This window comes from Streptomyces sp. NPDC058525 (genome assembly GCF_042719495.1).
Classification (GTDB): domain Bacteria; phylum Actinomycetota; class Actinomycetes; order Streptomycetales; family Streptomycetaceae; genus Streptomyces.
Genome location: NZ_JBHXNP010000014.1, coordinates 20124 through 44323, shown reverse-complemented (window position 1 = coordinate 44323; position 24200 = coordinate 20124). Strand labels below are relative to the sequence as shown.

The following is a 24200-nucleotide window of genomic DNA, read 5'->3' as shown; positions in this document are numbered from 1 at the left end:
ATTATCGCCATCTCGGTGACCGGCCGGCAGATTGCCTTGGCGCAGGTAATCGAGAAGCTGCGCGGGAATGTGCTGCTAGCAGTGTTCTCCGATCTCCTGAATGTCGACGACTCTCGCGACACGGAGCTACTCGAACTCGGCACGCCAATCTTCCTTCTGGAGACCATGGACATCCGAATCAAGGACGGCACGTGGCCAATCATCGGGAATCAAGAAGTGGTTAACGGGATTCCGACTCCCGAATACAAGGTTTGGGTTGAGCCGCCTGGAGAATACCGAATTCAGGATGTGCATGGAAATTTGGGAGCCTCGATTTCTCCGGAGCGGGCGAGCGGGATGAAGCTCCAGAAATCATTTTCTCCTGCCGTCGTCGAAGCGGCCCTCCGTGGATTCCATGGGCTCGGCCCATGGCGCCCGGCTTTTGACGAGCTGGCATTCTGACCCGTAGGTCAGGATTTTCGCGGCTTATGCCGCAGGGATCGCACCGCTGAAGCCCTACTGCAAGGGCGTGTGGCAGGGCTTCAGCGGTGGCGGCAAGGTCATCACCGACTTCGCCGCGGTGCCGCCTTGACGCGCACCACCTCCGCCGGCTGCGCCGTCCAGACCGATCACGTGGCGTCGACAGCGCGGACCTGAGCTCAAGAGAGGTCGGGCGTTGGCGGTGCTGTTGATCCGAAAACCCTTGGTCTACCCCGTCCGCGGAAGCATCACTGCAGGTCACGGTGCTTCAGCAAGGAACTCGAAGAGTTTCGGTTCAATAGGGATCGTCGCAACACGTGATCACTGACGTGTGGTGGAAAGAAGTTTTGCGTCGGCGGCCGTTCAGTTCGGCTGCGACCGCAGCCAGGTGTTCACGGCTGTGAACCGAGTGGTCGGTGCCCTTGGGTGCCTCTGTGTTTGTCAAGCCCGCGGGCCTGGGTCCGCTGCACCCTCGACGAGAGCCCTTTGAGTTTCTGATCAATAGCCCCACCTGCGAACGGGCCGCCAGCGGGACTCCGATGATCCTCCAGTCGCCGAAACCACGATCGGGACGAGAGGTTCGATCGTGAGGACCGGAAGGAGTCCAGGCCCGTGAAGAGCGCCGGTACCACGGCCGTCCGCGCAGCCCGCTCCCTCGCCGACGGCATCCTCGACCAGGCCCGGCGCCGCCCCGGGGCGCCCGCGCTGGTGTGGCGCGGCCAGGAGATCGGCTACGGCGCCCTGCTGCACCGGGCGGACGCCGAGCGGGCCCGGCTCGCGCGCGTCCCGGCCGGCGCACCGCTGGGCGTGTCCGCCGTCAAGACTCCGGCGGTCATCGCCCTCGTACTGGCCGCCCTGCTGGAGCGGCGCCCCGTACTGCTGTCCTCGCCGCAGCTCGGCGCCGAGGTCACCGCGCGGCTGTACGCCCAGGCGGGCGTGGAGCACGTCCTCGCCCCGCTCGACGAGCCCTTCGAGGAGTCCGGTGCCGGGCCGCGGTTCGCCGACGCCGCGCCGCTCTCGGACGGCGCTCCCGCTCTGCTGCTGACCACGTCCGGCTCCACCGGCACCCCCAAGATCGTGCCGCTGTCGGCGGGAGCCGTCCACCGGTTCACCCGGTGGGCCGCCGACTCCTTCGGCATCGGCCCCGGCACCACGGTCCTCAACCACGCACCGCTCAACTTCGACCTGTGCCTGCTCGACGTGTGGGCCACGCTCGCCCACGGCGGGCGCGTCGTGCTCACCGACACCGACCGGGCCGCCCAGGGCGGCTACCTGCTGGACCTGCTGCTGCGCCACCGGCCCGAGATCGTCCAGGCCGTCCCCCTCTTCTACCGGCTGCTCGCCGATGCCGCCCGCGAGCGCGGCACGGCCGTACCCGGCGTACGGCACGCGCTGTCCACCGGCGACGCCCTGCCCGCACCGCTGCGCGCGGAGCTGCCCGGGCTGCTGCCCGGCGCCCGGCTGTACAACCTCTACGGCTGCACGGAGACCAACGACAGCCTCCTGTACGAGCTGACCGGCGCCGAGGACCCCGCCCTGCCGCTCCCGCTCGGCTCCCCGCTGCCCGGCGTCGGCGCCCTGCTCGTCGACGCCGAGCAGGGGGTGCTCCACGGCCCCGGCACCGGCGAGCTCTATGTCAGCACCCCCTTCCAGACCGAGGGCTACCTCGGCGCCGCGGCCGGCTCGGCCGTGTTCACCGGCCATCCGGCCGGCGCCGACGGCCGCCGCTGGTTCCGCAGCGGCGACCTCGTGACCCGCGACGGCGACGGCACGCTGCGGCTGGCCGGCCGCACCGACTTCCAGGTGAAGGTGCGCGGCGTGCGGATCAACCCGCAGGAGACCGAGCACGTCCTGCTCGAACACCCCGGAGTCCTCGAGGCGGCCGTCGTCGCCCTGCCCGACCCGGTGGCCGGGCGGCTGCTGCACGCGGTGGCCCGCCGGGCGCCCGGCTCCGGCCTCAACAGCCTCACCCTGCGCGGGCACCTGGCCCGGGGCCTGCCCCGCGCCGCCGTCCCCTCGGTCCTGCGGATCACCGACGCCCCGCTGCCCCGGACCTCGACCGGCAAGGTCGACCGCGACCAGGTCGCCCGAACCCACTTCACCAAGGAGAACTGACATGTCACGCATCCAGGCCATCCAGGAATTCATGGTCCGCGAGTTCCTGCCGGACGTTCCGGCCGGCGAGCTGGACGCGGACCTCGACCTCCTGGAGAACGGCGTGGTCGACAGCCTCGGCCTGCTCAAGGTGATCGCGTGGTTGGAGGAGGTCCACCACATCAACACCGACGAGTTCGACCTGGACCCGGAGTTCTTCCGGTCGGTCGCGGCCATCGACGAGTTCATCACGGACGCGTCCCGGCAGCAGGCGGAGGCCGCGTAACCATGCACGACGCCGTCGCCGCCGTCATCGGGCAGGACCGGCCGGTGGACCTGCCCCTGTGGCGCTCGTTCTGGGACGCCCTGCACGAGCGCGGAGCCCAGCACGAGCGGGGGCTGCGCCGGGGCGAGGCCATCGCCCTGCTCGCCTCGCTCTCCACCGCGATGCCCGGCCGCACCACCCTGACCGCGCTGCTCGACTCGCTCGCCGAACGCCGCCCGGGCCACAGGGGCCGCGCGGGGACCGGCCCGGGCGCCTTCGACGGCGCGGTCAACATCGTCGGCACCGGCGGCGGCCCGGCCACCTTCAACATCTCCACCGCGGCCGCGCTGGTCGCCGCCGCGGCCGGCACCCCCGTCGTCAAGACGGGCTCGCGCGCCTACACCTCCTCGATGGGCTCCGTCGACCTGCTGGAACGCCTCGGCATCCCGCTCACCCGCTCGTACGAGGAGACCCACGAGACGCTGGAGGGCTGCGGCATCGCCTTCGCCGGACCCTTCGTCTACCCGGCGGAACTGGCCCTGCTGGCCCGCACCGTCCTGCCCCTCGACATCCGCGGGCTCGGCCGCTGCATCAACGCGCTCGGCCCTTTCCTCGCCGACATGCCGGTCTCCGCGCAGGTCACCGGCGTCTCCGACGCACGCCTCGCGCCCGCGCTGCGCACCGCCGCCGCGCACACCGCCCGCACGGCCCGGCGCCGGGTGTGGCTGGCCGCCAACGACCCGGGCGCCGACGAGCTCCTCGGCTGCGCCGCCAACCGGGTCCACTCCTACGAGCCCGGCGGCGAGGACGAGTTCACCCTCGAGCCGGCCCTGCTCGGGCTGCGCCCCGGCACCCTGGAGGGCCTGCGCCCGCGCGGCGCCGACCCGGTGGCGTACTTCCTCGCCGTCCTCGGCGGCGAGGGGACCCGCGACGCCGAGGACACGGTCTGCCTCAACGCCGCCGCCCTCACCGTCGCCGCACACACCACCGGCGACTGGCACGAGGCACTGGCCCGCGCCCGGGCGGTGATCCACGACGGGGGCGCGCTCGCGCTGCTGGAGCGGCTGCGGACCCGGGCGGCCGTCCATGCCTGAGCCGGACGCCTTCTTCGCCCGCCGCCGGCCCGGCCGGCCCGGCCTCGCGGTCTTCCTCAACGCCGGGGACCCGCCGCTGGAGCGGCTGCCCGAACTCGCCGCGATGCTCGACGAGAACGAGGTCGACTGCCTGGAACTGGCCGTCCCGTTCCCCGACTCCGTCACCGACGGCCCCGTCGTGCGCCGCTCCGCCGACCGGGCCCTGGCCACCGGGGCCGGCCTGGAGCAGACCCTGGCCGCGGTGGCCCGGATCCGCCCGGGCCTGCGCCGGCTGAAGATCGCGCTGCTCGCCGACTGGAGCCACACCGTACGGGGCACCGCGGCCGAGGACTTCGCGGCCGCCGTACGCGACGCCGGCTGCGACGGGCTGCTGCTGCACGGCGTACCGCCGCGGCTGCGCACCGCCCACTACGAGGCCGCGCACCGGGCCGGGCTGCCCCTGGTCACCACCTGCTACGCGGTCTCGGGCCCCGAGGCCGTGGCCGAGGCGGCCCGGCACGCCACCGCCTACCTCTACCTGGTCGCCCACTACGGGCGCAGCGGCACCTCCGCCGCCCCCGACCCCGCCCGGCTCTCCCGGGCGCTGGCCACTCTGCGCGCCGCGAGCGACGCCCCCGTCGCCGTCGGCTTCGGGGTCAAGACGGCCGGGGACATCGCGCACCTGGCCGGCCTGGGCGCCGACGCCGCCGTGGTCGGCAGCGCCGGGGTGGCCCGTATCGAAGCGGCTCTCACCCAGGGCCGCGACCCCGTCGAGGAGTTCGCCTCCTTCGTACGGGAACTGCGCACGGCCGGCGGGACCGTCCGCCTGCCCGACCCAGACGCAAAGGAGACCCACTCATGATCGTCCGCAAGCTCGACGAGGTTCCCACCGTCGACTGGGGCAACGGCCTCAGCCGCCGCTTCCTCACCCAGCAGGACGGGGTCGGCTACACCGTCACCGACACCATCGTGCGCGCGGGCACCAAGTCCCGCCTGGAGTACCGCAACCACATGGAGAGCTGCTACTGCATCGAGGGCAGCGGCGAGGTCATCGACACCGCCGGCAACTCCCACCCCATCACCCCGGGCACCCTCTACGCGCTCGACCGCCACGACGCCCACTGGCTGGTCGCCTCCCCGCACGAGGACCTGCGCCTGGTCTGCATGTTCACGCCCGCCCTGCGCGGCGACGAGGTCCACAACCTGGACTCCGCCGAGTACTCCCACTACTGAGCCGGGCCGATGACCAACTGGACCGCGGACCAGCAGGCCCTGCGCGACGGCCTGGCGCCCTGGCTGGAGAAGCTGAGCGCCGGGCACGTCGAACGGGACGCCGAGGCGGCCTTCTCCCGGGAGAACTGGGCGGCCGTGGCGCAGACCGGCATCCTGGGCCTGCCCTTCGACGAACGGTGGGGAGGCCTGGGCCAGTCCCTGCTCACCACCATGTACGTACTGGAGGGGCTCGGCGAGGGCTGCCGGGACGCCGGCCTGAACTTCTCGGTGTGCACGCACATCGTCTCCACCGGGGTGCCGCTGCACCGCTTCGGCTCCCCGGAGCTCAAGGACCGCTTCCTGCCGGGCATCTGCTCGGGCGAGCTGATCGGCGCGCACGCCATCAGCGAGCCGGACAGCGGCTCCGACGCGCTGGCCATGCGGACCCGCGCGGTGCGCGACGGCGACCACTTCGTGCTGAACGGCAGCAAGGCCTTCGTCAGCAACGGGCCGGTCGCCGACCTGCTGACCGTGTACGCCCGCACCAGCGACCGCCCGGGCCCGCTCAGCATCACCGCGTTCCTGGTGGAGCGCGACACCCCGGGCCTGACCGTCGGCGGCCCGATCGCCAAGATGGGCCTGCGCACCTCGCCGCTGAGCGAGCTGTACTTCGACGACTGCCGGATACCCGCCTCGCAGGTCGTCGGGCGGGTCGGCGGCGGGTTCCTGGTCCTCGACCACGTGATGCGCTGGGAGATCCTGTGCTCCTTCGTGATCAACGCGGGGGAGATGCGGCACCGGGTCGCGCGCTGCGTCGAGTACGCCCGCGGCCGCACCCAGTTCGGGCAGCCCATCGGCTCGTACCAGGCGGTGTCCCACAAGATCGTGGACATGGAGGTCGGCGTGGAGACGGCCCGCCACTGGCTGTACGCGACCGCCGGGAAGATGGCGGCGGGCGAGAACGTCACCCGCGACATCGCCATGGCCAAGCTGGTCACCAGCGAGGCCAACGTCGCCTCCGCGCTGAACGCCGTACAGATCTTCGGCGGCAACGGCTACATGGCCGAGTACGGCATCGAGAAGGAGCTGCGCAACGCGGTCGCCGGGACCATCTACTCCGGCACCTCGGAGATCCAGCGCAACCGCATCGCCTCCCTCCTCGGCCTGTGACCCGGGCCGCGCCCGGCGCAGGCAGCCCCCGCCCCCGCAACGGAAGCAGAGTCCACCCATGAGCACGACCACGAGCCTCGCGACCGGGCACGCCACGCTCGCCGAGACCGAGTTCATCGACCACCGCTCGCCCGAGGTCCGCGAGTTCGTGGCGCGCGCCGTGCCGGCCGACGCCGCCACGCCCACCGCCCGCGCGGTCGCGCTGTACTACGCGGTGCGCGACAAGATCCGCTACGAGGTCTACGGGGCGGACCTGTCCCGCACCGGGCTGAAGGCCAGCAGCGTGGCCACCGCCCGCTCCGGGATGTGCCTGCACAAGTCGGTGCTGTACACGGCCGGGCTGCGCTCGCTGGGGATCCCCGCGCGCCTGGTGCTGACCGACGTGCGCAACCACCTCGCGTCCGACCGCCTCAAGGAGCTGCTGGGCGGCGACGTCTTCCACCAGCACTGCCTGACCTCGGTGCGGCTGGAGAACGGCTGGGTCAAGGCCACCCCGGTGTTCAACAAGACGCTGTGCCGGCTCTACGGGATGGCCCCGCTCGACTTCGACGGCTCGGCCGACAGCCTGCACCACCCCTTCGACCTCCAGGGCAGGCGCCAGATGGAGTTCCTGCGCTTCCACGGGGAGTTCGACGACCTCCCGTACGAGGCGGTACTGGCCGACCTGCGGGCCGGCCACCCCGGGCTGATCGGCCCCGACGGCACGGCGTTCGCCTCGGGCTCGCTGGTGCGCGACGCGCGGCGGACGGCGGCGGCGTAGTGCTCGTCAAGTTCTGCGGGGCCACCACCGCGGCCGAGATCGGCGACATGGCCGAGGCCGGCGCGGACCTGGTCGGGCTCTGGTACCGGGTGCCGGGCGGGCCCGCGGAGCTGGGCTCACGGCAGCTGGCCGAGCTGGCCGCCGCCGCCCACGAGCGGGGCACGGCCCCGGTGCTGGTCACCTTCGCCACCGATCCCGCGCCGCTGCTGGCGGCGGTCGCCGCGGCCGCGATCCCCTGGGTCCAGCTGCACGGCTACCAGCCGCCCTCGGTGGTGCGCGCGCTGCGCCGGGACGGGCCGCCCGGGCTGAAGATCGCCAAGGTGCTCCACCTGAAGGACGGCGCGTGCATCGAGCGCGGGCTGACCGCCGCGTACGAACGGGCCGGCGCCGACTGCTTCCTGTACGACGCGGTCGCGTCCGACGGCCGGATCGGCAGCACCGCCCGCACCCTGGACGACGGCGCCGTCACCGCGCTGGCCGACCGCACCGGCCTGCCGTTCCTGCTGGCCGGCGGCCTGCACGCGGGCAACCGGGACGCGTTCGCGGGAGCGGTGGCGCACCCCCGCTTCCTCGGCATCGACGTCGACTCGGCGGCCCGGGCGGCCGGCGGCCTGCTGGACCCGGACCGCGCCGCGGCCGTCGCCCGATCCTGGAGAACCCGATGACCGCCTTCACCGACGCACTCGCCGCGGCCCGCCGCCCCCTGGTCATGGAGGTCAAACGGCAGGACGCCGACGGCCGGGACCTGACCCGGGGACGCTCGGTCGCCGAGATCGTCCGCGGCTACGAGGAGGCGGGCGCGCCCTGCGTCTCGGTCGTCACCGGCCGCTGGTTCGGCGGCACCGAGGACCTGCTGGCCGAGGTCGCCGCACTCACCGCGCTCCCGCTGCTGCGCAAGGACTTCCTGACCAGCCGCCGCCAGCTCGAGCGCAGCCGCGACCTGGGCGCCTCCGCCGTCCTGCTGACCGCCAAGGTGCTCCCGGCGGGCTCGCTGGCCCGCCTCACCGACCACGCCCTGGACTGCGGCCTGACCCCGTTCGTGGAGGTGGCCGACGCCGCCGAGGCGGCCGCCGTGCACCGCGGCGAGCAGTGCGTGGTCGCCGTCAACAACAAGGACATCGCCACGCGCGAGCGCCTCCCGGGCGACGTGGACCGCGGCGCGGCCCTGCTGCCCGCCGTACTGCGCACGGGCACCCGCTTCCCGGTCAGCGCCAGCGCCATCGACACCCCGACCCGCGCGGCCGCCCTCCTCCACCAGGGCTTCGCCGCCCTCCTGATGGGCACCACCCTCCTGACCACCCCAAGCCTCCCGACGTGGTGCACCGCTTTCGACGAGGCCCGCACCCGCTGACGCACCGCTGCCCCTGACACCGCATGGTGTCAGGGGCAGCGTCAGCAGCAGCGCGAGCCGGCCCGGATCAGGCGTTCCTGGGGCGCCGCCCCGCCGGCTGGGCCGCCTTGCCGCGGGAGGTTCGGCCCCAGGGCTTGTAGACCGAGACCACCGCGGCCACCGTGAGCAGGACGAACAGGGCGGGCACGCTCCAGGCCAGGAAGTCGCCTGCGGCGCCCGGGTCCGGGGCGCCGCCGCCGGCCGTGGCCGTGCGCTCGCTGGCCTCCATGACCGTCGGGTGGATCACGAACCAGGCGAAGAACGTCATGAAGAGGGTGATGACCCACTTGACGATGATCCACCAGTGCAGCAGCAGGCCCCACTTGGTCCCGCACGACAGCAGGATGCCGGTGATCGCGGCGGCGAGGCTGAAGACGGTCACGCTCGTGTCGTCGAAGACGTACATCGCGTAGTAGACGCCCTTGGCGATCGCCGCGTCCTCCGTGGTCACGCCCATGACGGCGAGCACCACCATGGACAGGGAGAGGCCGACCCAGCCGACCGAGGTCACCACGTGGATGGCCAGGGTCAGCTTGCGGGCGCCCCTGCCCAGTTCGAACTTCTTGCCCTTCGGGCGGGGAGTGGTCTCGCGCGCCGTCTCGGGGGCAGCGGCGCCGTGGTCGGTGGTGGAGGACAAGGGCGGCTCTCTCTCTGCTGCGTATGGGAAAGTCACTGCCGCGGCCGCCGCGGGGGAATGACCACCGCGGCAGTGACTCTGTACACCGTACAGAGTGAATCTGTACGGTGTACAGAGTTACCTCTTCAGGAAGGGGCTAAACCAGCCATGGGCAGAGAAGTTGGCCGAAAGATGGACCCTGCGCGGACGTTGGCCCTGCTGTGGCGCTCCCGCGACACCGACCCGGCGGCCGCCCCCGCCCGCCCGGCCCCCGGACCCCGCCAGCAGCTGACCGTCGACCGCGTCGTGCGGGCCGCGATCGGGCTGGCCGACGCCGAAGGGCTGGAGGCGCTGTCGATGCGCAAGGTGGCCGAGCCGCTGGGCGTCTCGACCATGTCGATCTACACGTACGTCCCGGGCCGCGCCGAGCTCGTCAACTGCATGCTCGACGAGGTCCTCGGCGAATCGCCCTCCCTCGCGGGCGCCGCCCACTGGCGCGAGGCCCTGGAGACCTACGCCCGCGGCAGCCGGGACATCGCCCGCCGCCACCCCTGGGTACCGCCCCTCTTCTCCTCCCGGATGCTGATGGGCCCTCACGAGACGGCCGTCTGGGACGCGGTGCTCGGCGCCGTCGCCACCACCGGCCTGCCCGAGAAGGACATGCTCACCGTCGTGCACCTGGTCAACGGCTACGTCCGCGGCGCCGCCCAGCAGTCGGCCGACGCCGAGGGCGACGAACGCCGCTCCGGGCTCAGCTACGAGGAGTGGTACGAGCAGAGCGGCCCGCTGCTGGAGCGGCTGATCCCCTTCGACCACTACCCCCACCTCACCCGTGTGTGGCTGTCCGGGGTCTTCGAGGAGCCCGGCGCGGGCCTCGGCGCCGACGAGGGCTTCGAGTTCGGCCTGCAACGCGTCCTCGACGGCATCGAACAGTACGTCGACCAGCGGGTGCCGCAGCCCTCGCGGAGCGGCCCTCGCGGAACCGGAACGACCGGTACCAGCACACCCTAGCCACGGACCGGCCCCCGCGCGGACGCCCTCGACCCGCCCTCCAAGCCCCCTCCAAGAACCCTCCAGAACCCCGCCCGAGGCTGGCAGCACAACCGACGGAGACACCCGGGGCGACCGGGTGCGAACAGGGTGGAGCAGACGAGTGACAGTTCTGGTGACAGGAGCCACGGGTTCCGTGGGCCGCCACGTGGTCGGCCGCCTCGTCTCCGCGGGAGTGCCGGTACGTGCGCTCACCCGCACCCCCGCCACCGCGGGACTGCCGGACGCCGTCGAGGTCTTCGAGGGCGACCTCGACCGGCCCGAGACGCTGCGCGCCGCGCTGGCCGGCGTCGAGCGCCTCTACCTCTTCCCGGTCCCCGAGACCGCCCGCGAGGTCGTCGCCGCGGCCAAGGAGGCCGGGGTCCGCAGGATCGTCGTGCTCTCCTCGTCCTCCGTGCTCGACACCTCCGGCGACAACCACAGCGGTGAGCACCACCGCGCCGTGGAACGCGCCGTCGAGGAGTCCGGCATCGAGTGGACCTTCGTGCGCCCGGACGAGTTCGCCACCAACGTGCTGTGGAAGTGGGCCCACTCCATCCGCACCGAGGACGTCGTCCGCACCCCGTACGGCAACGCCCCGCGCGTGCTGATCCACGAGGCCGACGTCGCCGCCGTCGCGGCGGCCGCACTGCTCGAGGACGGCCACGCCGGCCAGGCCTACGTGCTCACCGGCCCCGAGGCCGTCACCCAGGCCGACCAGGTCGCGCAGATCGCCGAGGCCATCGGCCGCCCGGTCGCCTTCCAGGAGATCACCCCCGACCAGGCCCGCCACTTCATGGGCCAGGCCATGCCCGCCCCGGTCGTCGAGATGGTCCTCGGCTACCTCGCGGACGCCGTCGCCAACCCGCCCGTGCCGGTCGACACCGTCGAGAAGGTCACCGGGCGCCCTGCGCTGACCTTCGCCCGCTGGGCCGCCGACCACGCCGCCGACTTCGCGCCGCTCGCCCAGGAGGCGGCCGCATGAGCACCGCCTCCGCCGAGCGCACCGCTGCCGCCGCCGCCCCGGCGGCGCCGGCGGCGGGCGCCGCCGAGGCCAACGTCCTGGTGCGGATGACCGGCAGCGGCGAGCCCGAGCAGCACATCGCCCGCGCCGAGGGCCCCCGCCCGACCGCGGGCAAGGGCAAGGTCGTCGTCGAGGTCGAGGCCGCCGGCGTCTCCTACGCCGAGGTGCAGATGCTCCAGCACCTGCACCCCTTCCCGCCCAAGTTCCCCTTCGTGCCCGGCTACGACCTCGTCGGCACGGTCACCGAGGTCGGCCCGGGCGTCACCGGCTGGAAGAAGGGCGACCGGATCGCCGCCATGCCCCGGCAGGGCGCCTGGCAGCGGTACGTCGAACTGCCCGCCAAGACCCTGGCCCAGGCGCCCGCGGAACTGGACGCGGCCGTGGCCGTCTCGCTGGTGACCAACGGGGTCACCGCCTACCAGATGCTGCACCGCCTGACGAAGCTCACCGCCGGCCAGACCGTCCTCGTGCACGGCGCCAGCGGCGGCGTGGGCGCGCTGCTCACGCAGCTCGCCGTCCACCACGGCCTGCGCGTCATCGGCACCGCCTCGCCCGCGAAGCACGACACCGTACGGGAGTTCGGCGCCGAGCCGCTCGACTACCGCACCCCCGACCTCGCCGCGGCCGTGCGCCTGCTCGCCCCGCGCGGCGTCGACGCCGTCTTCGACCACATCGGCGGCTCCGGACTGGACGTGGCCTGGAAGGTGCTCGTCGAGGGCGGCACCCTCGTCTCCTTCGACTCCTCCGTCGCCGGGTACCGGCCCGGCCAGTGGTTCCGGCCGCACGTCCCGGCCCTGCGCCGCACGGTGGCCCGCTGGTTCACCCGCCACCTCGGCCTGACCGGCGGACGCCGCATGTCGATGTACTACGTGAAGCCCGGCAAGGACTTCAACACCGACTACGCCGAGCTCTGCCGGCTGACCGCCGAGGGCGTGCTGCGACCGCAGATCGCCGGCCGCCACCCGCTGGGCGGCGCCGCCGCCGCGGTCCGGGCCCTGCTCGACGGCGCCACCGTCGGCAAGCACGTCCTCGTCCCCTGACCACTCCCCGTACGCGTACCCACAGAAGGAATCCGGCCATGTCCCTCACCCTGACCGAGCCCACCGCCGGCGCCACCGCCACGCAGAGCGTCCAGGACCGCAACAAGCAGATCGCGCTCGACTGCGCCGCCGCCTGGAACCGCTGGGACCTGGACGGCATCCTCAAGCACTGGTCCCCGGAGATCCGGCACTTCTCCGAGGACCGGCCCGTCGACACCCAGCAGATGATCGGCGCCATGCAGGGCGGCCTCGCCGCCTTCCCCGACCTCCACCTGGACGTCAAGAGCGCCGTCTCCGAGGGCGACCGTGTCATCCTGCGCATCACGGTGACCGCGACCCACCTCGGCCAGTTCTTCGACAAGGCCCCCACCGGCAAGAAGGTCACCTGGTTCATGCTCGAGGAGCTCCGCTTCGACGAGGCAGGCCTGATCATCGAGCACTACGACGTCTTCAACTACCTTCCGATGCTGAAGGAGCTGGAGTTCGTCCCGGCGGACGTGATGTGACCTTGACTCCCCTCGCCACCGACGCGCGGGCCGTCACCACGGAGATCGCGGACGGCGTGTTCGCGTACGTGCAGGGCGACGGCGGCTGGTGCCTGAACAACGCGGGCCTGGTCGCCGGCGGGAACGGGCAGAGCCTGCTCGTCGACACCGTCGCCACCGAGCGGCGCGCCCGCGACCTGCGCGCCGAGGTGCTGCGGCTCGTCCCCGGGCCGCCGCGCGCCCTGGTCAACACGCACTTCCACGGCGACCACACCTTCGGGAACTACCTCTTCCCCGAGGCCGTGGTCATCGCCCACGAGCAGACCCGCACCATGATGGACCTGGCCGGACTGCACCTGACCGGCCTGTGGCCGGACGTCTGCTGGGGCGACCTGGAGCTCGCGCTGCCCGACGTCACCTACCGCGACGCGCTGACCCTGCACATCGGCGGCGTACGGGCCGAACTGCTGCACCTGGGACCGGCCGCGCACACCACCAACGACACCGCCGTGTGGCTGCCGGAGCAGCGGGTGCTGTTCGCCGGCGACCTGGTGATGTCGAACACCGCCCCGTTCTGCCTGATGGGCTCCGTCTCCGGGTCCCTCGCCGCGATGGAGCGGCTGCGCGCCCTGGGCGCCGAGACCGTCGTCCCCGGCCACGGCCCGGTCGGCGGACCCGAGCTCATCGACGCCAACGAGGCCTACTTCCGCTGGATCGCCGAGACCGCCCGGAGCGGGGCGGCGGCCGGCCTGACCCCGCTCGAACTCGCCGCCGAAGCGCAGCCGGGCCCCTTCGCGGACCTGCTCGACGCGGAACGGCTCGTACCGAACCTGCACCGGGCGTACGCCGAGCTGGCCGGGGCCGCCCCCGGGGCCCCGCTCGACGGCGGCGCCCTCTTCCGGGAGATGGCCGAGTTCAACGGCGGGCTGCCCGCCTGCCACGCCTGATCCTCCCGCGCCACGGGAACGCCCGCGGGGCCGCAGCCGCTGATCGCGGCTCCGGCCCCGCAGGTGTTTCCCGCCTCGTCCTTCCGCCCGTACGCCCGCACGCGTACGCCCGGTCAGGCCGAGGGGACCTCGATGCCCTTCAGGTACGTCGCGAACGACTGAAGGGCCGGGTGCTCGGCCCGCAGCGCGGCGATGTCCGCCTCGTAGCCGTGGTACTGGAACCACTCGAACATCAGGGCGATCTCGGGCCCGTTGGGGATGTACGGGTTGTTCGCGACCGCGTCCAGCGGGATCTCCTCGAAGCGCGCCGGCAGACCGCTGCGCTCCGCGAAGGCCTGCGCCACCTCGGTCGCGGTCAGCTCGTCGCCCGCGATCTCCACGGCGCGGCCGGCGTACTGCTCCGGCTTGTCGAAGGCCTCGGCGGCGAAGAAGCCGATGTCGTCGACGGCGATGAACTGCACCCGGGTGTCCGGCTTCAGCGCCAGCTGCACCACCAGCGTGCCGTCGACCACCTGCGGGCCGTGCGCCGCGAAGTTGTCCATGAAGAACGTCGGGCGCAGCACCGTCAGCGGCATGCCCTTGCTCTCCAGGTACCGCTCGATGCCCCGCTTGGAGTCGAAGTGCGGGATGCCGCTGTGCCGTTCGGCGCCGCCCACCGAGCTGTAGACCACGTGGCCGATGCCGGCCGCCTTCGCGGCCCGGGCCAGCGCGCGGCCCTGGCGGACCTCGCCGCCGAGCCCGGCCGGAGTCATGAAGTTCTGCACGGAGAACAGTCCGTGGAAGCCCTCCAGCGCCGGTCGCAGCGAGGCCTCGTCGTCGAGGTCGCCGCGGACCAGGTTCACGCCGAGCTCGGCCAGCGCCCGCGCCGGCTCCGACTCCGGGTTGCGCACCAGCGCCGACACGGAACGGCCGCGCCGCACCAGCTCGCGGGCCACGGCGCCGCCCTGCAGACCGGTCGCTCCGGTCACCAGGATGTCAGTCATCTCAATCCCCCTGAGGTTCGGTTCCGGCTGTTCAGCCGAAGAGGGCCGCGTTCTCCACGGCCCATTCGCGGTAGGGGCGCGGCTCGCGCCCGGTCAGGTCGCGCACCGCGGTCGTGGGCTTGGCCCACGGCACCTCGGGGCTGTGCAGGGCCGCGACGTTGGTCTCGGCGGCGGGACGGTCGCCGGTGATCCCGGTGAACACCTCCACCACCTCGTCGGCGGGTGCCACCGAGAAGTCCAGCTCCCGGCCCAGCACCTCGCCCAGGATCCGCGCCTGCTCCTCGGAGCTGAGCGTCTCGGGACCGGTGAGCAGGTACGAGCGGCCGGTGTGGCCCTCCTCGGTCAGCGCGACCACGGCGACCGAGGCGATGTCGTACTCGTCGATCGGGGCGCCGGGGTTGTTGCCGATCCAGCAGCGCACCGCGCTGTCCTCGCGCACCGTCCTGATCCACCAGGAGGTGTTGGCGTGGAACGGGCCGGGGCGCAGGAAGGTCCACGGCACGCCGGACTCCTCGATCGCCACCTCGGCGGCCCGGTGCTCGTCGGCGATGCCGTGCGGCAGCGGGTGCTCGATGCCGCCCGAGGAGAGCAGCACGATCTTGGAGGTGCCGGCCGCGCGGGCCGCGGCGGCGACGTTGGCCGCCTCCCCGCCCACGTCGCCCGAGAGCACCACCAGTGCGGCGCTCACCCCGTCGAACGCCGCGGTGAGCGATTCGGGGTCGGCGGGGCTGCCCGCCACGACCTCGACGCCCTCCGGGAGGTTCGCCTCCTCGGGGGTACGGCTGAGGGCGCGGACCGGGTGGCCCAGCGCGAGCAGCTGGTCGACGGCCTCGCGGCCGACCTTGCCGGTGGCTCCGGTGATCAGCAGCACGTCAGTCCCTCCAGCCCTGCGGCTCGGGCCACGGGGAGCCGAGCTGACGGTAGGTGCCCTGGTAGTCGGGCCAGTCGCGGTGGTCGCGGATCTTGCCGTCGACGAAGCGGATCAGGTGGATCTGCTCGCCGGAGAACACCCGGCCGGTGGGGGCCATGCCGACGAGCTCGCCCACGTGGCGGCCGTACAGCACGAGGTAGGCGCGCACCCAGTCGCCCTGCTCCTCCAGGTGCACGGTCTCCAGGCGCGCCTCCTCGGAGAAGGTCATCCGCAGCCACTTGACGGCCATCGCGAAGGAGTCGGGGCCGCGCAGGTCCATGTGCTCCATGGCCGCCGGATTGAGGTAATCCGGGTGAATGTATTCCGCCACGTCCGCGGTATTTCCGGTGTTGTACGCCTCGACCATCCGGCGTACCGCGTCTATCTGGGCGCTCATCGAATTCCCTCCACGGAATTTCTCCAGCTGTGCGGTTCCCGTGCAATCTTGCTGCGCAAGACCGTGGCCGGACAAGCTCTGGATTTCCGAAAAGTCCCCACCGCCAGTGGTTTTCGAAGCATTCCGGAAAAGAATTCAACGGCCTCCGCACCAGGCGTCGAGCAGGTCTCGAAGAAAGCTCCACCGCCACCCGGGGCGCCCCCCGGACGATGGGTGCGCATGGCCGAACGGCCGCCCGACCACCCCGGAGCTGAATGTGGAAACCGCCACTGCCACCGACACCTACAAGACGAAGGTCACCGCTGCCTTCAACGGGGCGGCGGCCACCTACGACCGCCTCGGCGTGGAGTTCTTCACCCCCATGGGCAGCCGGCTCGTCGAGCTGGCCGCGCCCGGCCCGGGGGAGCGGGTGCTGGACATCGGCTGCGGCCTGGGGGCCACCCTGCTGCCCGCCGCGCGGCTGGTCGCCCCGGCCGGCACCGCGCTGGGCATCGACATCGCCGACGCGATGATCGAGGAGGCGGGCCGCGAGGCGCAGCGCCAGGGCATCGACAACGTCGAACTGCGCGTGATGGACGGCGAGCACCCCGACCTGCCGGCCCGCTCCTTCGACCTGGCGCTCGGCAGCTACAGCGTCATCTTCCTGCCCGACGCGCGCGCCGCGCTGGCCCGCTACGCGCAGCTGCTCGCCGACGGCGGCCGGATCGCCTTCACCAGCCCGGTCTTCACCCGCGACACCTTCCCCTTCCTGCCGCCGCTGTTCACGCCGCTGATCCCGTTCGAGCTGCTCCAGCACCTGCCGGAGGCCTGGCACCCCGAGCAGCTCCACCGCCAGCTGCACTCCTGGCTCGAGGACCCGCGCGACCTGACCGCGGCGCTGGAGAAGGCGGGCTTCACGGACGTCGAGATCACCGACGAGCCGGTCCTGATGACGGCCGAGTCCGGCGAGGCCTGGGTCAACTGGTCGCACACGCAGGGCATGCGGCTGCTGTGGCAGCACCTGCCGCAGGAGGAGGCGGCCGCCCTGCGCGAGCGCCTGATCACCGCCCTGGACGCGCTGCGCGCCGCCGACGGCGGCCCGGTCGTCATCGAGGTGCCGGTCCGCTACGTCACCGCCACCGTCGCCCGCTGACGGGCGCGGCCAACACGGCGGAAGGGGCCGCCCGCGCAGTGCGCGGGCGGCCCCTTCCTCGCGTCCAGCGGTGCCGTCAGGTCACCGACAGGGCGCCGTCCACCGCCAGTACCGTGCCGTTGGCGTACACCGCCTCCGGACGGGTCAGCTGGACGATCCACCAGGCGATGTCCTCGGGACGGCCGACCCGGCCCGAGGGGATCTGCCCGGCCACCTGCTCCAGGAAGCCGCGGTACGCCTCCTCGGGCATCCCGGCCCGGACGCCGACGCCGGTGTCCACGACGCCCGGCGCGATGCCGACGGAGCGGATGCCGCGCGGCGCGAGCTCCACGGCCCAGGTGCGGGTGAGGAAGTCGAGCGCGACCTTGGCCATGCCGTAGACGGAGTTCTCCGGCCAGGCGCGGCGGCCCAGCGAGCCCGCCGAGCTGACGTTGACGACCACGCCCTTGGTCGCCTCCAGGGCGTCCAGGGCGGCCTGGGTGAGGAACACCGGCGCGATCAGGTTCGTGCCGAGCTGGGCGCGCACGGAGTCCCGCTCCAGCCCGTCCAGGGCGGCGAAGCCGGTCACGGCCGCGTTGTTGACCAGCACGTCGAGCCGGCCGAACTCGCGCAGCGCGGTCTCGACGATCAGCCGCGGCGCGTCGTGGTCGTGGATGTCAGCGACGAGCACGCGGATGCGCTCGTGGCCGTCCGCGGTCTCCTTCAGCGTGGCCTCGCTGCGGCCGACGACCAGTACGTGTGCGCCGTCCTCGGCGAAGGCGCGGGCGGTTGCCGCGCCGATGCCCGTACCGCCGCCGGTGACGACGACGGCCTTCGTGACGGAAGCGTGGATGTCCTGGCTCATCGGCTCAGAAGCCCAGCGCGATGTTGACGCCGCGGATGACGGCCTGCTCCGCCTCGTGGCCGAAGTCCTTGTCGCCGATGGTGAACGACAGCTGGACGCGGTGCTTGAGGTCGCGGGTGGTGGCCGCGAAGGTGGCGTAGCCGGGGATGCCGGCGCCGTGGCCCCACAGGTCGAGGTCGCCGTCGTTCTCCAGCTTCATGATGCCGAGGCCGTAGCCGATGCCCATCGGCAGGTTCTCGATCATCTCCGGCGGGAGGGGCGTGGTCATCTCGGTGAACTCCGCCTCGGCCAGCAGCTTGCCGCTGAACAGGGCCGAGAAGAAGGTGTCGAGGTCACGGGTGGTCGAGATGATCTCGCCCGCGCAGCCGGCCTCCGACGGGTTCATCAGCGTGACGTCCTCGGGACGGCCGCCGATCGTCATGTAGCCGCGGGCGTGCGGCTCCGGGATGTTCGGGTCGTCGCCCGGCAGGACCGTCTCGGTCAGCTCCAGCGGCTCCAGGACCCGCTCGGTGATCTCGGTGCGGTACGAGCGGCCGGTGACCTTCTCGATGAGCAGGCCGACGATGAAGTAGTTCGTGTTGCAGTACGCGAACTTGCTGCCCGGCTCGAACTCCAGCGGCTTGGCCGCGGCGATGGCGATCAGGTCGGTCGGCTCGTAGTGCTTGTAGCGCTCGGTCAGGAAGCGGTCGCCCGGCTTCTGGAACGAGTCCATGTAGTTGTACAGGCCGCTGGTGTGCTGCATGAGGTTGCGGATGGTGATCTTCTCACCGTACGGCAGCAGGCCCGGCAGGTAGCTCTCGACCGTGTTGTCGAGGACGATCTTGCCCTCGGCGACGAGCTGGAGCACCACGACCGAGACGAACGGCTTGGTGATGCAGGAGATGCGGAAGCGCCCGTTCTCCGGCACCGGGCGGTCGGAGCCCAGCTCGGCGATGCCCGACGTCACGACGAAGGCGTCGTCCCCTCCGGCGACCCGGAACTGGACTCCGGCGGCGCCGGCCTCGACGAGGCGGTCCGCTGCGCCCTGCACAGCCGTCTGAAGGGCCGAGACCTCCGGCCGGGCGATCGTCGTCTGCGACATTTCGGCAAACCTCCAAGGTGGCACTTCGGTTGGGATGCGGTGGTCGTGGAAGGCGCTGACGCGTCCCACATACGCCCCAGAGCCTGCTCATGGGGGATGGAGGTACGGCGGGGCGCGGCTGGAGTGCGGGTCAGGCCAGGTCGTCGCGGGTCACCCGGCGGGTCGCGACCTGCAGGGCGCCCTCGACGCGGACCAGGACGTCCTCGCAGACGCACACCCGGTGCACCTGGGAGTCGCCGCCGATGACGGAGGCGTAGACGATCGCGTACGAGCGGACGTCCACGGTGCCGTCGGGCCGCTCGGAGACGTCGAACATGCCGATGAAGTGTCGGTGGCGCTGGCCGGCCTCGGCGAGCTGGGCGGCGGTGCGGCTGGTCGCGGCGACCAGGCCCGGACGGCCGCGCACCGGCTCCGGCAGCGTGGGCACGTCGAAGGTGGCGTCCTCGGTGAAGGTCTCGGCCCAGCGCTGGGACTCGCCGAGGTCCAGCAGCTGCATCTGGTGGGCGTAGAACTGCTGGACCTCGGCGTACAGGGCGCCGAAGGCCGCGGCGGCCTGCTGTCCGATGCCGGCCTGGATGGTCATGGAGGACTCCGATCTGGTGGGTGCGCCCACCCTTGCCGCCGCGGGTCGAGCGGGATTCGAAGACGTCTCGAACCGGCCGCCGGGCCGGACCGGCCGCGACCCCTCCTCAAGCGGGGTTCGTGCGGGCGTCAAGGGGTCCAGGACACGGTCGGAGCATCAACGCCGTTCTGGAGGTACACCGATGACGACAGAGACGAAGCCGGTAGCCCTGGTCACCGGGGGTACGAGCGGGATCGGGCTGGCCGTGGTCCGCGATCTCGCCCGCCGCGGACACCGCGTCTTCCTCTGCGCTCGCACCGAGCAGCAGGTCAAGCAGACGGTCGAGGACCTGCGCGCCGAGGGCCTGGAGGTCGAGGGATCCGCCGCGGACGTCCGCGACGCCGACTCCGTCAAGGCGCTGGTCGCCGCCGCCGTCAAGACCTTCGGACCGATCTCCGTCCTCGTCAACAACGCCGGCCGCAGCGGCGGCGGTCCGACCGCCGACCTCACCGACGAGCTCTGGTACGACGTCATCCAGACCAACCTCAACAGCGTCTTCCTGCTGACCCGCGAGGTCCTCAAGAACGGCGGCCTCGAGGGCGCCTCGTACGGCCGGATCATCAACATCGCCTCCACCGCGGGCAAGCAGGGCGTCGTCCTCGGCGCGCCCTACTCCGCCTCCAAGCACGGCGTCGTCGGCTTCACCAAGTCCCTCGGCAACGAGCTCGCCCCCACCGGCATCACCGTCAACGCGGTCTGCCCCGGATACGTCGAGACCCCGATGGCGCAGCGCGTGCGCACCGGCTACGCGACCGCGTACGACACCTCCGAGGAGCAGATCATGCAGAAGTTCACCTCGAAGATCCCGCTCGGCCGCTACTCCACCCCCGAAGAGGTCGCCGGCCTGGTCGGCTACCTGACCACCGACGTGGCCTCGTCCATCACCTCGCAGGCGCTCAACGTCTGCGGCGGCCTCGGCAACTTCTGATCCGGAAAGCAGGAACTCCTACGATGTCCGCTGAGCGTGTGCACCGCACGACGCACGAGGTGACCGTCGCCGCCCCCGCCGGAGTGGTCTACGGCCTGATCGCCGACGCGGCCAAGTGGCCGCTGTACTTCCCGCCCAACGTCCACGTCGAGCAGCTGGAGTCCGACGGCTCCCGCGAGCACCTGCGCATGTGGGCCACCGCCAACGGCCAGATCAAGTCGTGGACCTCGCGGCGCACCCTGGACGTGGCGCAGCGCCGCATCGAGTTCCGCCAGGAGGTGCCCGCCTCCCCGCTGGAGTCGATGGGCGGAACCTGGATCGTCGAACCGCGCGGCGCCGCCGCCTGCCGGCTGGTCCTGCTGCACGACTTCACCGTCGCCGGTGACGACGCCGACTCCGTCGCCTGGGTGGAGAGCGCCACCGACACCAACAGCCGCGCCGAGCTCGGCAACATCAAGCAGCTCGCCGAGGGCTGGGAGCGCCTCGACGACCTGGTGATGTCCTTCGAGGACTCGGTACGCGTGGACGGCCCGGCCGAGCACGTCTACGAGTTCCTGCACCGCGTCCAGGACTGGCCCACGCTGGTCCCGCACGTCTCGCGCCTGGACCTGACCGAGCCCGAGCCGGGCGTGCAGATCATGTCCATGGACACGCTGACCGCCGACGGCAGCGCGCACACTACCGAGTCGGTCCGCGTCTGCTTCCCGCACGCCCGGCGCATCGTCTACAAGCAGACGGCGACCCCGCTGCTGATGTCGGCGCACACCGGCGAGTGGTCGCTCGTCGAGGACGAGACCGGAGTGACCGTCACCTCGCAGCACAGCGTCGTGCTGCGCGAGGAGAACATCACCCGCGTCCTGGGCCCCGAGGCCGGCATCGCCGAATGCCGCCGCTACGTCCGCGAGGCGCTCGGCCGCAACAGCACGGCGACCCTCAACCTCGCCAAGGCCCACGCCGAGTCCCGGGTCCCGTCCCGCGCCGCCTAGTCCCCCCGGCCGCGTCCACCGCTGCTCCGGCTCTGCTCCGGCTCTGCTCAAGCAGTCCTGGCCAGGCTGGTCACGACGGAATCCTCGGACAGATACCAGGGCGGCACGCGGGCGCTCCTCACACATGTGCAGCCCCGGTCACCCAGGCCGGGGTTGCTTTGCGTGCACCTGCGGCACCCGCTGTTTTGGCCTGAGCGGCCCTACCCCGGCCGCTCGCCCGGTTTTCCGACACACCCAAGGAGAGGTATGACCCCCAACACGATCACCGCCGAGGAGAGGCACGAAGCGGCAGGTCCGCCGACCGGTCCGCTCCCGTTCCACCTCGACCTGGTCAGCGGGACCAACGGTGCCTCCCTCGACGCGGGACTCGCCGCCCTCAAGGGCGCGGCCGCCGCCCCGGCCGCCGCCCCGGTGACCCGGCGCTCCGTCGGCGCGGGCGCCGGCTCCGGCGCGCACCGCGGCGCCGTCCTGACGGGCCCCGAGGGCCCGGCCGAGCTGGGTGCCAAGGAGACCGGCGCCACCGCCGCGCCGCTGGCCTTCCTCTTCCCGGGCCTGGGCGACCACTACCTGGGCATGGGCCGCGACCTGTACCGCGACTTCCCGGTCTTCCGCGCCGAGGTCGACCGCTGCGCCGAACTGCTCGCCCCCGACCTCGGCCTGGACATCCGCGAGGTGATCTTCCCGGCCGGTGCCGGGCAGGCCGCCGAGCAGCCGGCCGGCGACGGCGCGAAGGCGCCCGCCATGGACCTGCGCCGCATGCTCGGCCGCGACAGCGGTCCGGTCAGCGCCGAGGAGCGCCGGCTGAACGCCACGAAGCTGGCCCAGCCCGCCCTCTTCGTCATCGAGTACGCCCTCGCCGGACTGTGGCGCAGCTGGGGCGCCCGCCCCGCCGTCCTGACCGGCTACAGCCTGGGCGAGTACGTGGCCGCGACGCTGGCCGGGGTGCTCTCCCTCAAGGACGCGCTGACCCTGGTCGCCCGCCGTGCCGCGCTCATCGACGCGCTGCCGCAGGGCGCCATGCTCGCCGTCATGCTGCCGGAGCAGGACGTACGGGCCCTGCTCGGACCGAACCTGTCGCTGTCGGCCGTCAACGGCGACGCGTTCTGCGTGGTCGCGGGCCCCGAGCAGGACATCGCCGCGCTGGAGGCCTCCCTGCGCACGCGCGAGGTCGTCAACCGCCGCGTCACCACCACCCACGCCTTCCACTCCACGATGATGGAGCCGATCGCCGACGAGCTGACCGCGCTCGCGCGGACCCTGACGCTCAACGCGCCGAGCATCCCGTACGTCTCGAACGTCACCGGCGAGCTCATCACCGACGAGCAGGCCACCGACCCGCGCTACTGGGCCCGCCACCTCGTCAGCCCGGTCCGCTTCGCCGACGGCCTGCGCGCCATCGGCGAGGAGCACGTCCTGCTGGAGGCCGGCCCGGGCCAGACCCTGGCCAGCCTCGCCACCGAGGTTCGCGGCGTCGGCAACGGCGCCGTCATCGCCTCGATGCGCCACCCGCTGGAGCGCCGCTCCGACACCGCCGTCGCCCTCAAGGCTCTGGGCCGGCTGTGGCTGGCCGGCGGGGCCGTGGACTGGACGGTCCACCCCGCCCAGGACCTCGCGACCGACGGCGTCACCGCCCCGGCCCCGGCCGCGGCCGCCGCCGCGGGCGAGCCCGGCGCCACCGAGCAGGAGCTGCACGCGCTGTGGGCCCGGCTGCTGAAGACCGAGGAGCAGCTCCCGCGGGACGTCTCCTTCTTCGAGCTCGGCGGCAACTCGCTGCTGGCCACCCGCCTGATCCTGCGCATCACCCGCGCCTTCTCCGTCGAGCCGACGCTGCGCCAGATCTACGAGTGGGCCACGCTCGCGCGGACCGCGACCGCCATCGACGCGCTGCGCGAGGGCCGGGACCCGCAGGAGGCGCTGGCCGGGGACGGATCCGGCTCCTCGCACACCGGAAGCTCCCTCGCCCGCTTCCGGCTCCCCAACGGCCTGATGGTCTCCCACCAGAACGAGGCCGAGACCCTCCACTTCTACGAGGACATCTTCGACCACCGCGTCTACGCCAAGAACGGGATCACCCTCCCCGACGGCGCGACCGTCGTCGACGTCGGCGGCAACATCGGCCTCTTCACGCTCTTCGCGCACTACGAGGCCAAGGACGTGACCGTCTACACCTTCGAGCCGGCCCCGCCGCTGTTCGAGCTGCTCAGCCGCAACGTCGCCGAACACGGCGCCGACGCCCGCCTGTTCAACATCGGCATCTCCGACACCGAGTCCGAGGCCCGGTTCACCTTCTACCCGCGCAGCTCCGGCATGTCCTCCTTCCACCCCGACGAGGCGGAGGAGAAGCACAACCTGCGCACGATCATCGCCAACCAGCGCGAGGCCGGCGGGGACGAGGCGGCCGACCAGCTCGCCGAGTACACCGAAGAGCTGATGGACGTGCGCTTCGAGGCCATCGAGTTCACCGCGAAGCTGCGCCCGCTGAGCGCGGTCATCCGCGAGCAGAACATCGAGCGCATCGACCTCATCAAGATCGACGTGCAGAAGAGCGAGCGCCAGGTCATCGACGGCATCGCCGACGAGGACTGGCCCAAGATCCAGCAGATGGTGCTGGAGGCGCACGACGCCGACGGCGAGGTCGCCCGGCTCGTGGCGCTCCTGGAGAGCCGCGGCTTCACCGCGCACGCCGAGCAGGACGAGCTGTACGCCGGCACGGACATCCACAACATCTACGCCGTTCGCGGCGCACGCTGAAC

General features: G+C 72.4%; 26 protein-coding genes. 19 read left to right on the top strand and 7 right to left on the bottom strand.

The window, feature by feature from the left end; genetic code table 11:
• The first annotated feature begins 15 nt into the window (after nucleotides 1-15).
• The 10 genes from ACFWP3_RS10120 to ACFWP3_RS10075 all read left to right on the top strand — a co-directional run bounded on the left by ACFWP3_RS10120 (nucleotide 16) and on the right by ACFWP3_RS10075 (nucleotide 8384).
• On the top strand, nucleotides 16-441 hold the full coding sequence (locus tag ACFWP3_RS10120; RefSeq protein ID WP_384218330.1) for a hypothetical protein: 426 nt from the start codon (nucleotides 16-18) through the stop codon (nucleotides 439-441).
• Between the two features lie 630 nt (nucleotides 442-1071).
• Nucleotides 1072-2574, top strand: coding sequence for an AMP-binding protein (locus tag ACFWP3_RS10115; RefSeq protein ID WP_384218327.1), 1503 nt, complete (start codon nucleotides 1072-1074; stop codon nucleotides 2572-2574).
• A gap of 1 nt (nucleotide 2575) precedes the next feature.
• Nucleotides 2576-2839 carry an acyl carrier protein gene (locus tag ACFWP3_RS10110; RefSeq protein ID WP_384218325.1) on the top strand — a complete coding sequence of 88 codons (264 nt, stop codon included), beginning with the start codon at nucleotides 2576-2578 and terminating at the stop codon, nucleotides 2837-2839.
• 2 nt (nucleotides 2840-2841) lie between these two features.
• The gene (locus tag ACFWP3_RS10105; RefSeq protein ID WP_384218322.1) at nucleotides 2842-3912 is read left to right on the top strand and encodes an anthranilate phosphoribosyltransferase; all 1071 of its coding nucleotides are present in this window, start codon (nucleotides 2842-2844) and stop codon (nucleotides 3910-3912) included.
• On the top strand, nucleotides 3905-4753 hold the full coding sequence (gene trpA / locus ACFWP3_RS10100; RefSeq protein WP_384218320.1) for a tryptophan synthase subunit alpha: 849 nt from the start codon (nucleotides 3905-3907) through the stop codon (nucleotides 4751-4753). The genes ACFWP3_RS10105 and trpA overlap by 8 nt, the downstream gene beginning before the upstream one ends.
• On the top strand, nucleotides 4750-5124 hold the full coding sequence (locus ACFWP3_RS10095) for an ectoine synthase (RefSeq protein WP_361762034.1): 375 nt from the start codon (nucleotides 4750-4752) through the stop codon (nucleotides 5122-5124). The genes trpA and ACFWP3_RS10095 overlap by 4 nt, the downstream gene beginning before the upstream one ends.
• Before the next feature lie 9 nt (nucleotides 5125-5133).
• Nucleotides 5134-6273 (top strand): acyl-CoA dehydrogenase family protein, encoded by a 1140-nt coding sequence (locus tag ACFWP3_RS10090; RefSeq protein WP_384218317.1) that lies wholly within the window; start codon nucleotides 5134-5136, stop codon nucleotides 6271-6273.
• Nucleotides 6274-6331: 58 nt separating this feature from the next.
• On the top strand, nucleotides 6332-7033 hold the full coding sequence (locus ACFWP3_RS10085; protein WP_384218315.1) for a transglutaminase family protein: 702 nt from the start codon (nucleotides 6332-6334) through the stop codon (nucleotides 7031-7033).
• Complete coding sequence (locus ACFWP3_RS10080) at nucleotides 7033-7698, top strand: N-(5'-phosphoribosyl)anthranilate isomerase (RefSeq protein ID WP_384218312.1); 666 nt, start codon at nucleotides 7033-7035, stop codon at nucleotides 7696-7698. Before ACFWP3_RS10085 ends, ACFWP3_RS10080 begins: the two co-directional genes overlap by 1 nt.
• Nucleotides 7695-8384 (top strand): indole-3-glycerol-phosphate synthase, encoded by a 690-nt coding sequence (locus ACFWP3_RS10075; RefSeq protein WP_384218311.1) that lies wholly within the window; start codon nucleotides 7695-7697, stop codon nucleotides 8382-8384. The genes ACFWP3_RS10080 and ACFWP3_RS10075 overlap by 4 nt, the downstream gene beginning before the upstream one ends.
• A 67-nt stretch (nucleotides 8385-8451) precedes the next feature.
• Here ACFWP3_RS10075 and ACFWP3_RS10070 read toward each other — a convergent pair whose 3' ends face one another.
• Entirely contained in the window at nucleotides 8452-9060 is a 609-nt protein-coding gene (locus ACFWP3_RS10070; protein ID WP_384218308.1) for a hypothetical protein, read from the bottom strand.
• Between the two features lie 171 nt (nucleotides 9061-9231).
• Between ACFWP3_RS10070 and ACFWP3_RS10065 the strand changes: the two genes are divergently transcribed.
• The 5 genes from ACFWP3_RS10065 to ACFWP3_RS10045 all read left to right on the top strand — a co-directional run bounded on the left by ACFWP3_RS10065 (nucleotide 9232) and on the right by ACFWP3_RS10045 (nucleotide 13564).
• The gene (locus ACFWP3_RS10065) at nucleotides 9232-10050 is read left to right on the top strand and encodes a TetR/AcrR family transcriptional regulator (RefSeq protein WP_384218306.1); all 819 of its coding nucleotides are present in this window, start codon (nucleotides 9232-9234) and stop codon (nucleotides 10048-10050) included.
• A gap of 175 nt (nucleotides 10051-10225) precedes the next feature.
• Nucleotides 10226-11053, top strand: coding sequence for an NAD(P)H-binding protein (locus ACFWP3_RS10060; protein ID WP_384218303.1), 828 nt, complete (start codon nucleotides 10226-10228; stop codon nucleotides 11051-11053).
• Nucleotides 11050-12132, top strand: a complete 1083-nt coding sequence (locus ACFWP3_RS10055; protein ID WP_384218301.1) for a zinc-binding dehydrogenase — start codon at nucleotides 11050-11052, stop codon at nucleotides 12130-12132. Before ACFWP3_RS10060 ends, ACFWP3_RS10055 begins: the two co-directional genes overlap by 4 nt.
• Nucleotides 12133-12170: 38 nt before the next feature.
• On the top strand, nucleotides 12171-12638 hold the full coding sequence (locus tag ACFWP3_RS10050; protein ID WP_384218299.1) for an ester cyclase: 468 nt from the start codon (nucleotides 12171-12173) through the stop codon (nucleotides 12636-12638).
• Entirely contained in the window at nucleotides 12635-13564 is a 930-nt protein-coding gene (locus tag ACFWP3_RS10045; protein WP_384218296.1) for an MBL fold metallo-hydrolase, read from the top strand. Before ACFWP3_RS10050 ends, ACFWP3_RS10045 begins: the two co-directional genes overlap by 4 nt.
• A 113-nt stretch (nucleotides 13565-13677) precedes the next feature.
• Here the strand turns inward: ACFWP3_RS10045 and ACFWP3_RS10040 are convergent, their stop codons facing one another.
• From ACFWP3_RS10040 to ACFWP3_RS10030, 3 genes are read right to left on the bottom strand one after another with little or no spacing between them, the layout of a single operon-like run.
• Nucleotides 13678-14547 carry an NmrA/HSCARG family protein gene (locus ACFWP3_RS10040; protein ID WP_384218293.1) on the bottom strand — a complete coding sequence of 290 codons (870 nt, stop codon included), beginning with the start codon at nucleotides 14545-14547 and terminating at the stop codon, nucleotides 13678-13680.
• 31 nt (nucleotides 14548-14578) lie between these two features.
• Nucleotides 14579-15418, bottom strand: a complete 840-nt coding sequence (locus ACFWP3_RS10035) for an SDR family oxidoreductase (RefSeq protein ID WP_384218291.1) — start codon at nucleotides 15416-15418, stop codon at nucleotides 14579-14581.
• 1 nt (nucleotide 15419) lies between these two features.
• Complete coding sequence (locus ACFWP3_RS10030) at nucleotides 15420-15854, bottom strand: SnoaL/DnrD family polyketide biosynthesis methyl ester cyclase (RefSeq protein ID WP_384218289.1); 435 nt, start codon at nucleotides 15852-15854, stop codon at nucleotides 15420-15422.
• Nucleotides 15855-16110: 256 nt separating this feature from the next.
• Here ACFWP3_RS10030 and ACFWP3_RS10025 point away from each other — a divergent pair, with 256 nt between their 5' ends.
• Complete coding sequence (locus tag ACFWP3_RS10025; RefSeq protein WP_384218286.1) at nucleotides 16111-16986, top strand: class I SAM-dependent methyltransferase; 876 nt, start codon at nucleotides 16111-16113, stop codon at nucleotides 16984-16986.
• A 76-nt stretch (nucleotides 16987-17062) separates the two neighbouring features.
• Here ACFWP3_RS10025 and ACFWP3_RS10020 read toward each other — a convergent pair whose 3' ends face one another.
• The 3 genes from ACFWP3_RS10020 to ACFWP3_RS10010 form a co-directional block, all read right to left on the bottom strand.
• Nucleotides 17063-17830: an SDR family NAD(P)-dependent oxidoreductase gene (locus ACFWP3_RS10020; RefSeq protein ID WP_384218284.1), complete on the bottom strand. Its 768-nt coding sequence runs from the start codon at nucleotides 17828-17830 to the stop codon at nucleotides 17063-17065.
• A 4-nt stretch (nucleotides 17831-17834) separates the two neighbouring features.
• Nucleotides 17835-18911, bottom strand: a complete 1077-nt coding sequence (locus ACFWP3_RS10015; RefSeq protein WP_384218282.1) for a serine hydrolase domain-containing protein — start codon at nucleotides 18909-18911, stop codon at nucleotides 17835-17837.
• A gap of 130 nt (nucleotides 18912-19041) precedes the next feature.
• A complete protein-coding gene (locus tag ACFWP3_RS10010; RefSeq protein WP_384218280.1) occupies nucleotides 19042-19494 on the bottom strand; it encodes a nuclear transport factor 2 family protein in 453 nt (150 codons plus the stop codon).
• A gap of 181 nt (nucleotides 19495-19675) precedes the next feature.
• Here ACFWP3_RS10010 and fabG point away from each other — a divergent pair, with 181 nt between their 5' ends.
• The 3 genes from fabG (at nucleotide 19676) to ACFWP3_RS09995 (ending at nucleotide 24198) form a co-directional block, all read left to right on the top strand.
• Nucleotides 19676-20461: a 3-oxoacyl-ACP reductase FabG gene (gene fabG / locus ACFWP3_RS10005; protein ID WP_384218277.1), complete on the top strand. Its 786-nt coding sequence runs from the start codon at nucleotides 19676-19678 to the stop codon at nucleotides 20459-20461.
• Nucleotides 20462-20484: 23 nt separating this feature from the next.
• Nucleotides 20485-21447 carry an aromatase/cyclase gene (locus ACFWP3_RS10000; protein ID WP_384218275.1) on the top strand — a complete coding sequence of 321 codons (963 nt, stop codon included), beginning with the start codon at nucleotides 20485-20487 and terminating at the stop codon, nucleotides 21445-21447.
• A 246-nt stretch (nucleotides 21448-21693) separates the two neighbouring features.
• A complete protein-coding gene (locus tag ACFWP3_RS09995; protein ID WP_384218272.1) occupies nucleotides 21694-24198 on the top strand; it encodes an FkbM family methyltransferase in 2505 nt (834 codons plus the stop codon).
• Nucleotides 24199-24200 lie beyond the last annotated feature (2 nt).

What these genes read in the sequence shown, in the direction of transcription:
- ACFWP3_RS10110 (WP_384218325.1), top strand. Translation starts at nt 2,576, where the DNA reads ATGTCACGCATCCAGGCCATCCAGGAATTCATGGTCCGCGAGTTCCTG.
- ACFWP3_RS10105 (WP_384218322.1), top strand. Translation starts at nt 2,842, where the DNA reads ATGCACGACGCCGTCGCCGCCGTCATCGGGCAGGACCGGCCGGTGGAC.
- trpA (WP_384218320.1), top strand. Translation starts at nt 3,905, where the DNA reads ATGCCTGAGCCGGACGCCTTCTTCGCCCGCCGCCGGCCCGGCCGGCCC.
- ACFWP3_RS10095 (WP_361762034.1), top strand. Translation starts at nt 4,750, where the DNA reads ATGATCGTCCGCAAGCTCGACGAGGTTCCCACCGTCGACTGGGGCAAC.
- ACFWP3_RS10090 (WP_384218317.1), top strand. Translation starts at nt 5,134, where the DNA reads ATGACCAACTGGACCGCGGACCAGCAGGCCCTGCGCGACGGCCTGGCG.
- ACFWP3_RS10085 (WP_384218315.1), top strand. Translation starts at nt 6,332, where the DNA reads ATGAGCACGACCACGAGCCTCGCGACCGGGCACGCCACGCTCGCCGAG.
- ACFWP3_RS10075 (WP_384218311.1), top strand. Translation starts at nt 7,695, where the DNA reads ATGACCGCCTTCACCGACGCACTCGCCGCGGCCCGCCGCCCCCTGGTC.
- ACFWP3_RS10065 (WP_384218306.1), top strand. Translation starts at nt 9,232, where the DNA reads ATGGACCCTGCGCGGACGTTGGCCCTGCTGTGGCGCTCCCGCGACACC.
- ACFWP3_RS10055 (WP_384218301.1), top strand. Translation starts at nt 11,050, where the DNA reads ATGAGCACCGCCTCCGCCGAGCGCACCGCTGCCGCCGCCGCCCCGGCG.
- ACFWP3_RS10050 (WP_384218299.1), top strand. Translation starts at nt 12,171, where the DNA reads ATGTCCCTCACCCTGACCGAGCCCACCGCCGGCGCCACCGCCACGCAG.
- ACFWP3_RS10040 (WP_384218293.1), bottom strand. Translation starts at nt 14,547, where the DNA reads ATGACTGACATCCTGGTGACCGGAGCGACCGGTCTGCAGGGCGGCGCC.
- ACFWP3_RS10030 (WP_384218289.1), bottom strand. Translation starts at nt 15,854, where the DNA reads ATGAGCGCCCAGATAGACGCGGTACGCCGGATGGTCGAGGCGTACAAC.
- ACFWP3_RS10020 (WP_384218284.1), bottom strand. Translation starts at nt 17,830, where the DNA reads ATGAGCCAGGACATCCACGCTTCCGTCACGAAGGCCGTCGTCGTCACC.
- ACFWP3_RS10015 (WP_384218282.1), bottom strand. Translation starts at nt 18,911, where the DNA reads ATGTCGCAGACGACGATCGCCCGGCCGGAGGTCTCGGCCCTTCAGACG.
- ACFWP3_RS10010 (WP_384218280.1), bottom strand. Translation starts at nt 19,494, where the DNA reads ATGACCATCCAGGCCGGCATCGGACAGCAGGCCGCCGCGGCCTTCGGC.
- fabG (WP_384218277.1), top strand. Translation starts at nt 19,676, where the DNA reads ATGACGACAGAGACGAAGCCGGTAGCCCTGGTCACCGGGGGTACGAGC.
- ACFWP3_RS10000 (WP_384218275.1), top strand. Translation starts at nt 20,485, where the DNA reads ATGTCCGCTGAGCGTGTGCACCGCACGACGCACGAGGTGACCGTCGCC.
- ACFWP3_RS09995 (WP_384218272.1), top strand. Translation starts at nt 21,694, where the DNA reads ATGACCCCCAACACGATCACCGCCGAGGAGAGGCACGAAGCGGCAGGT.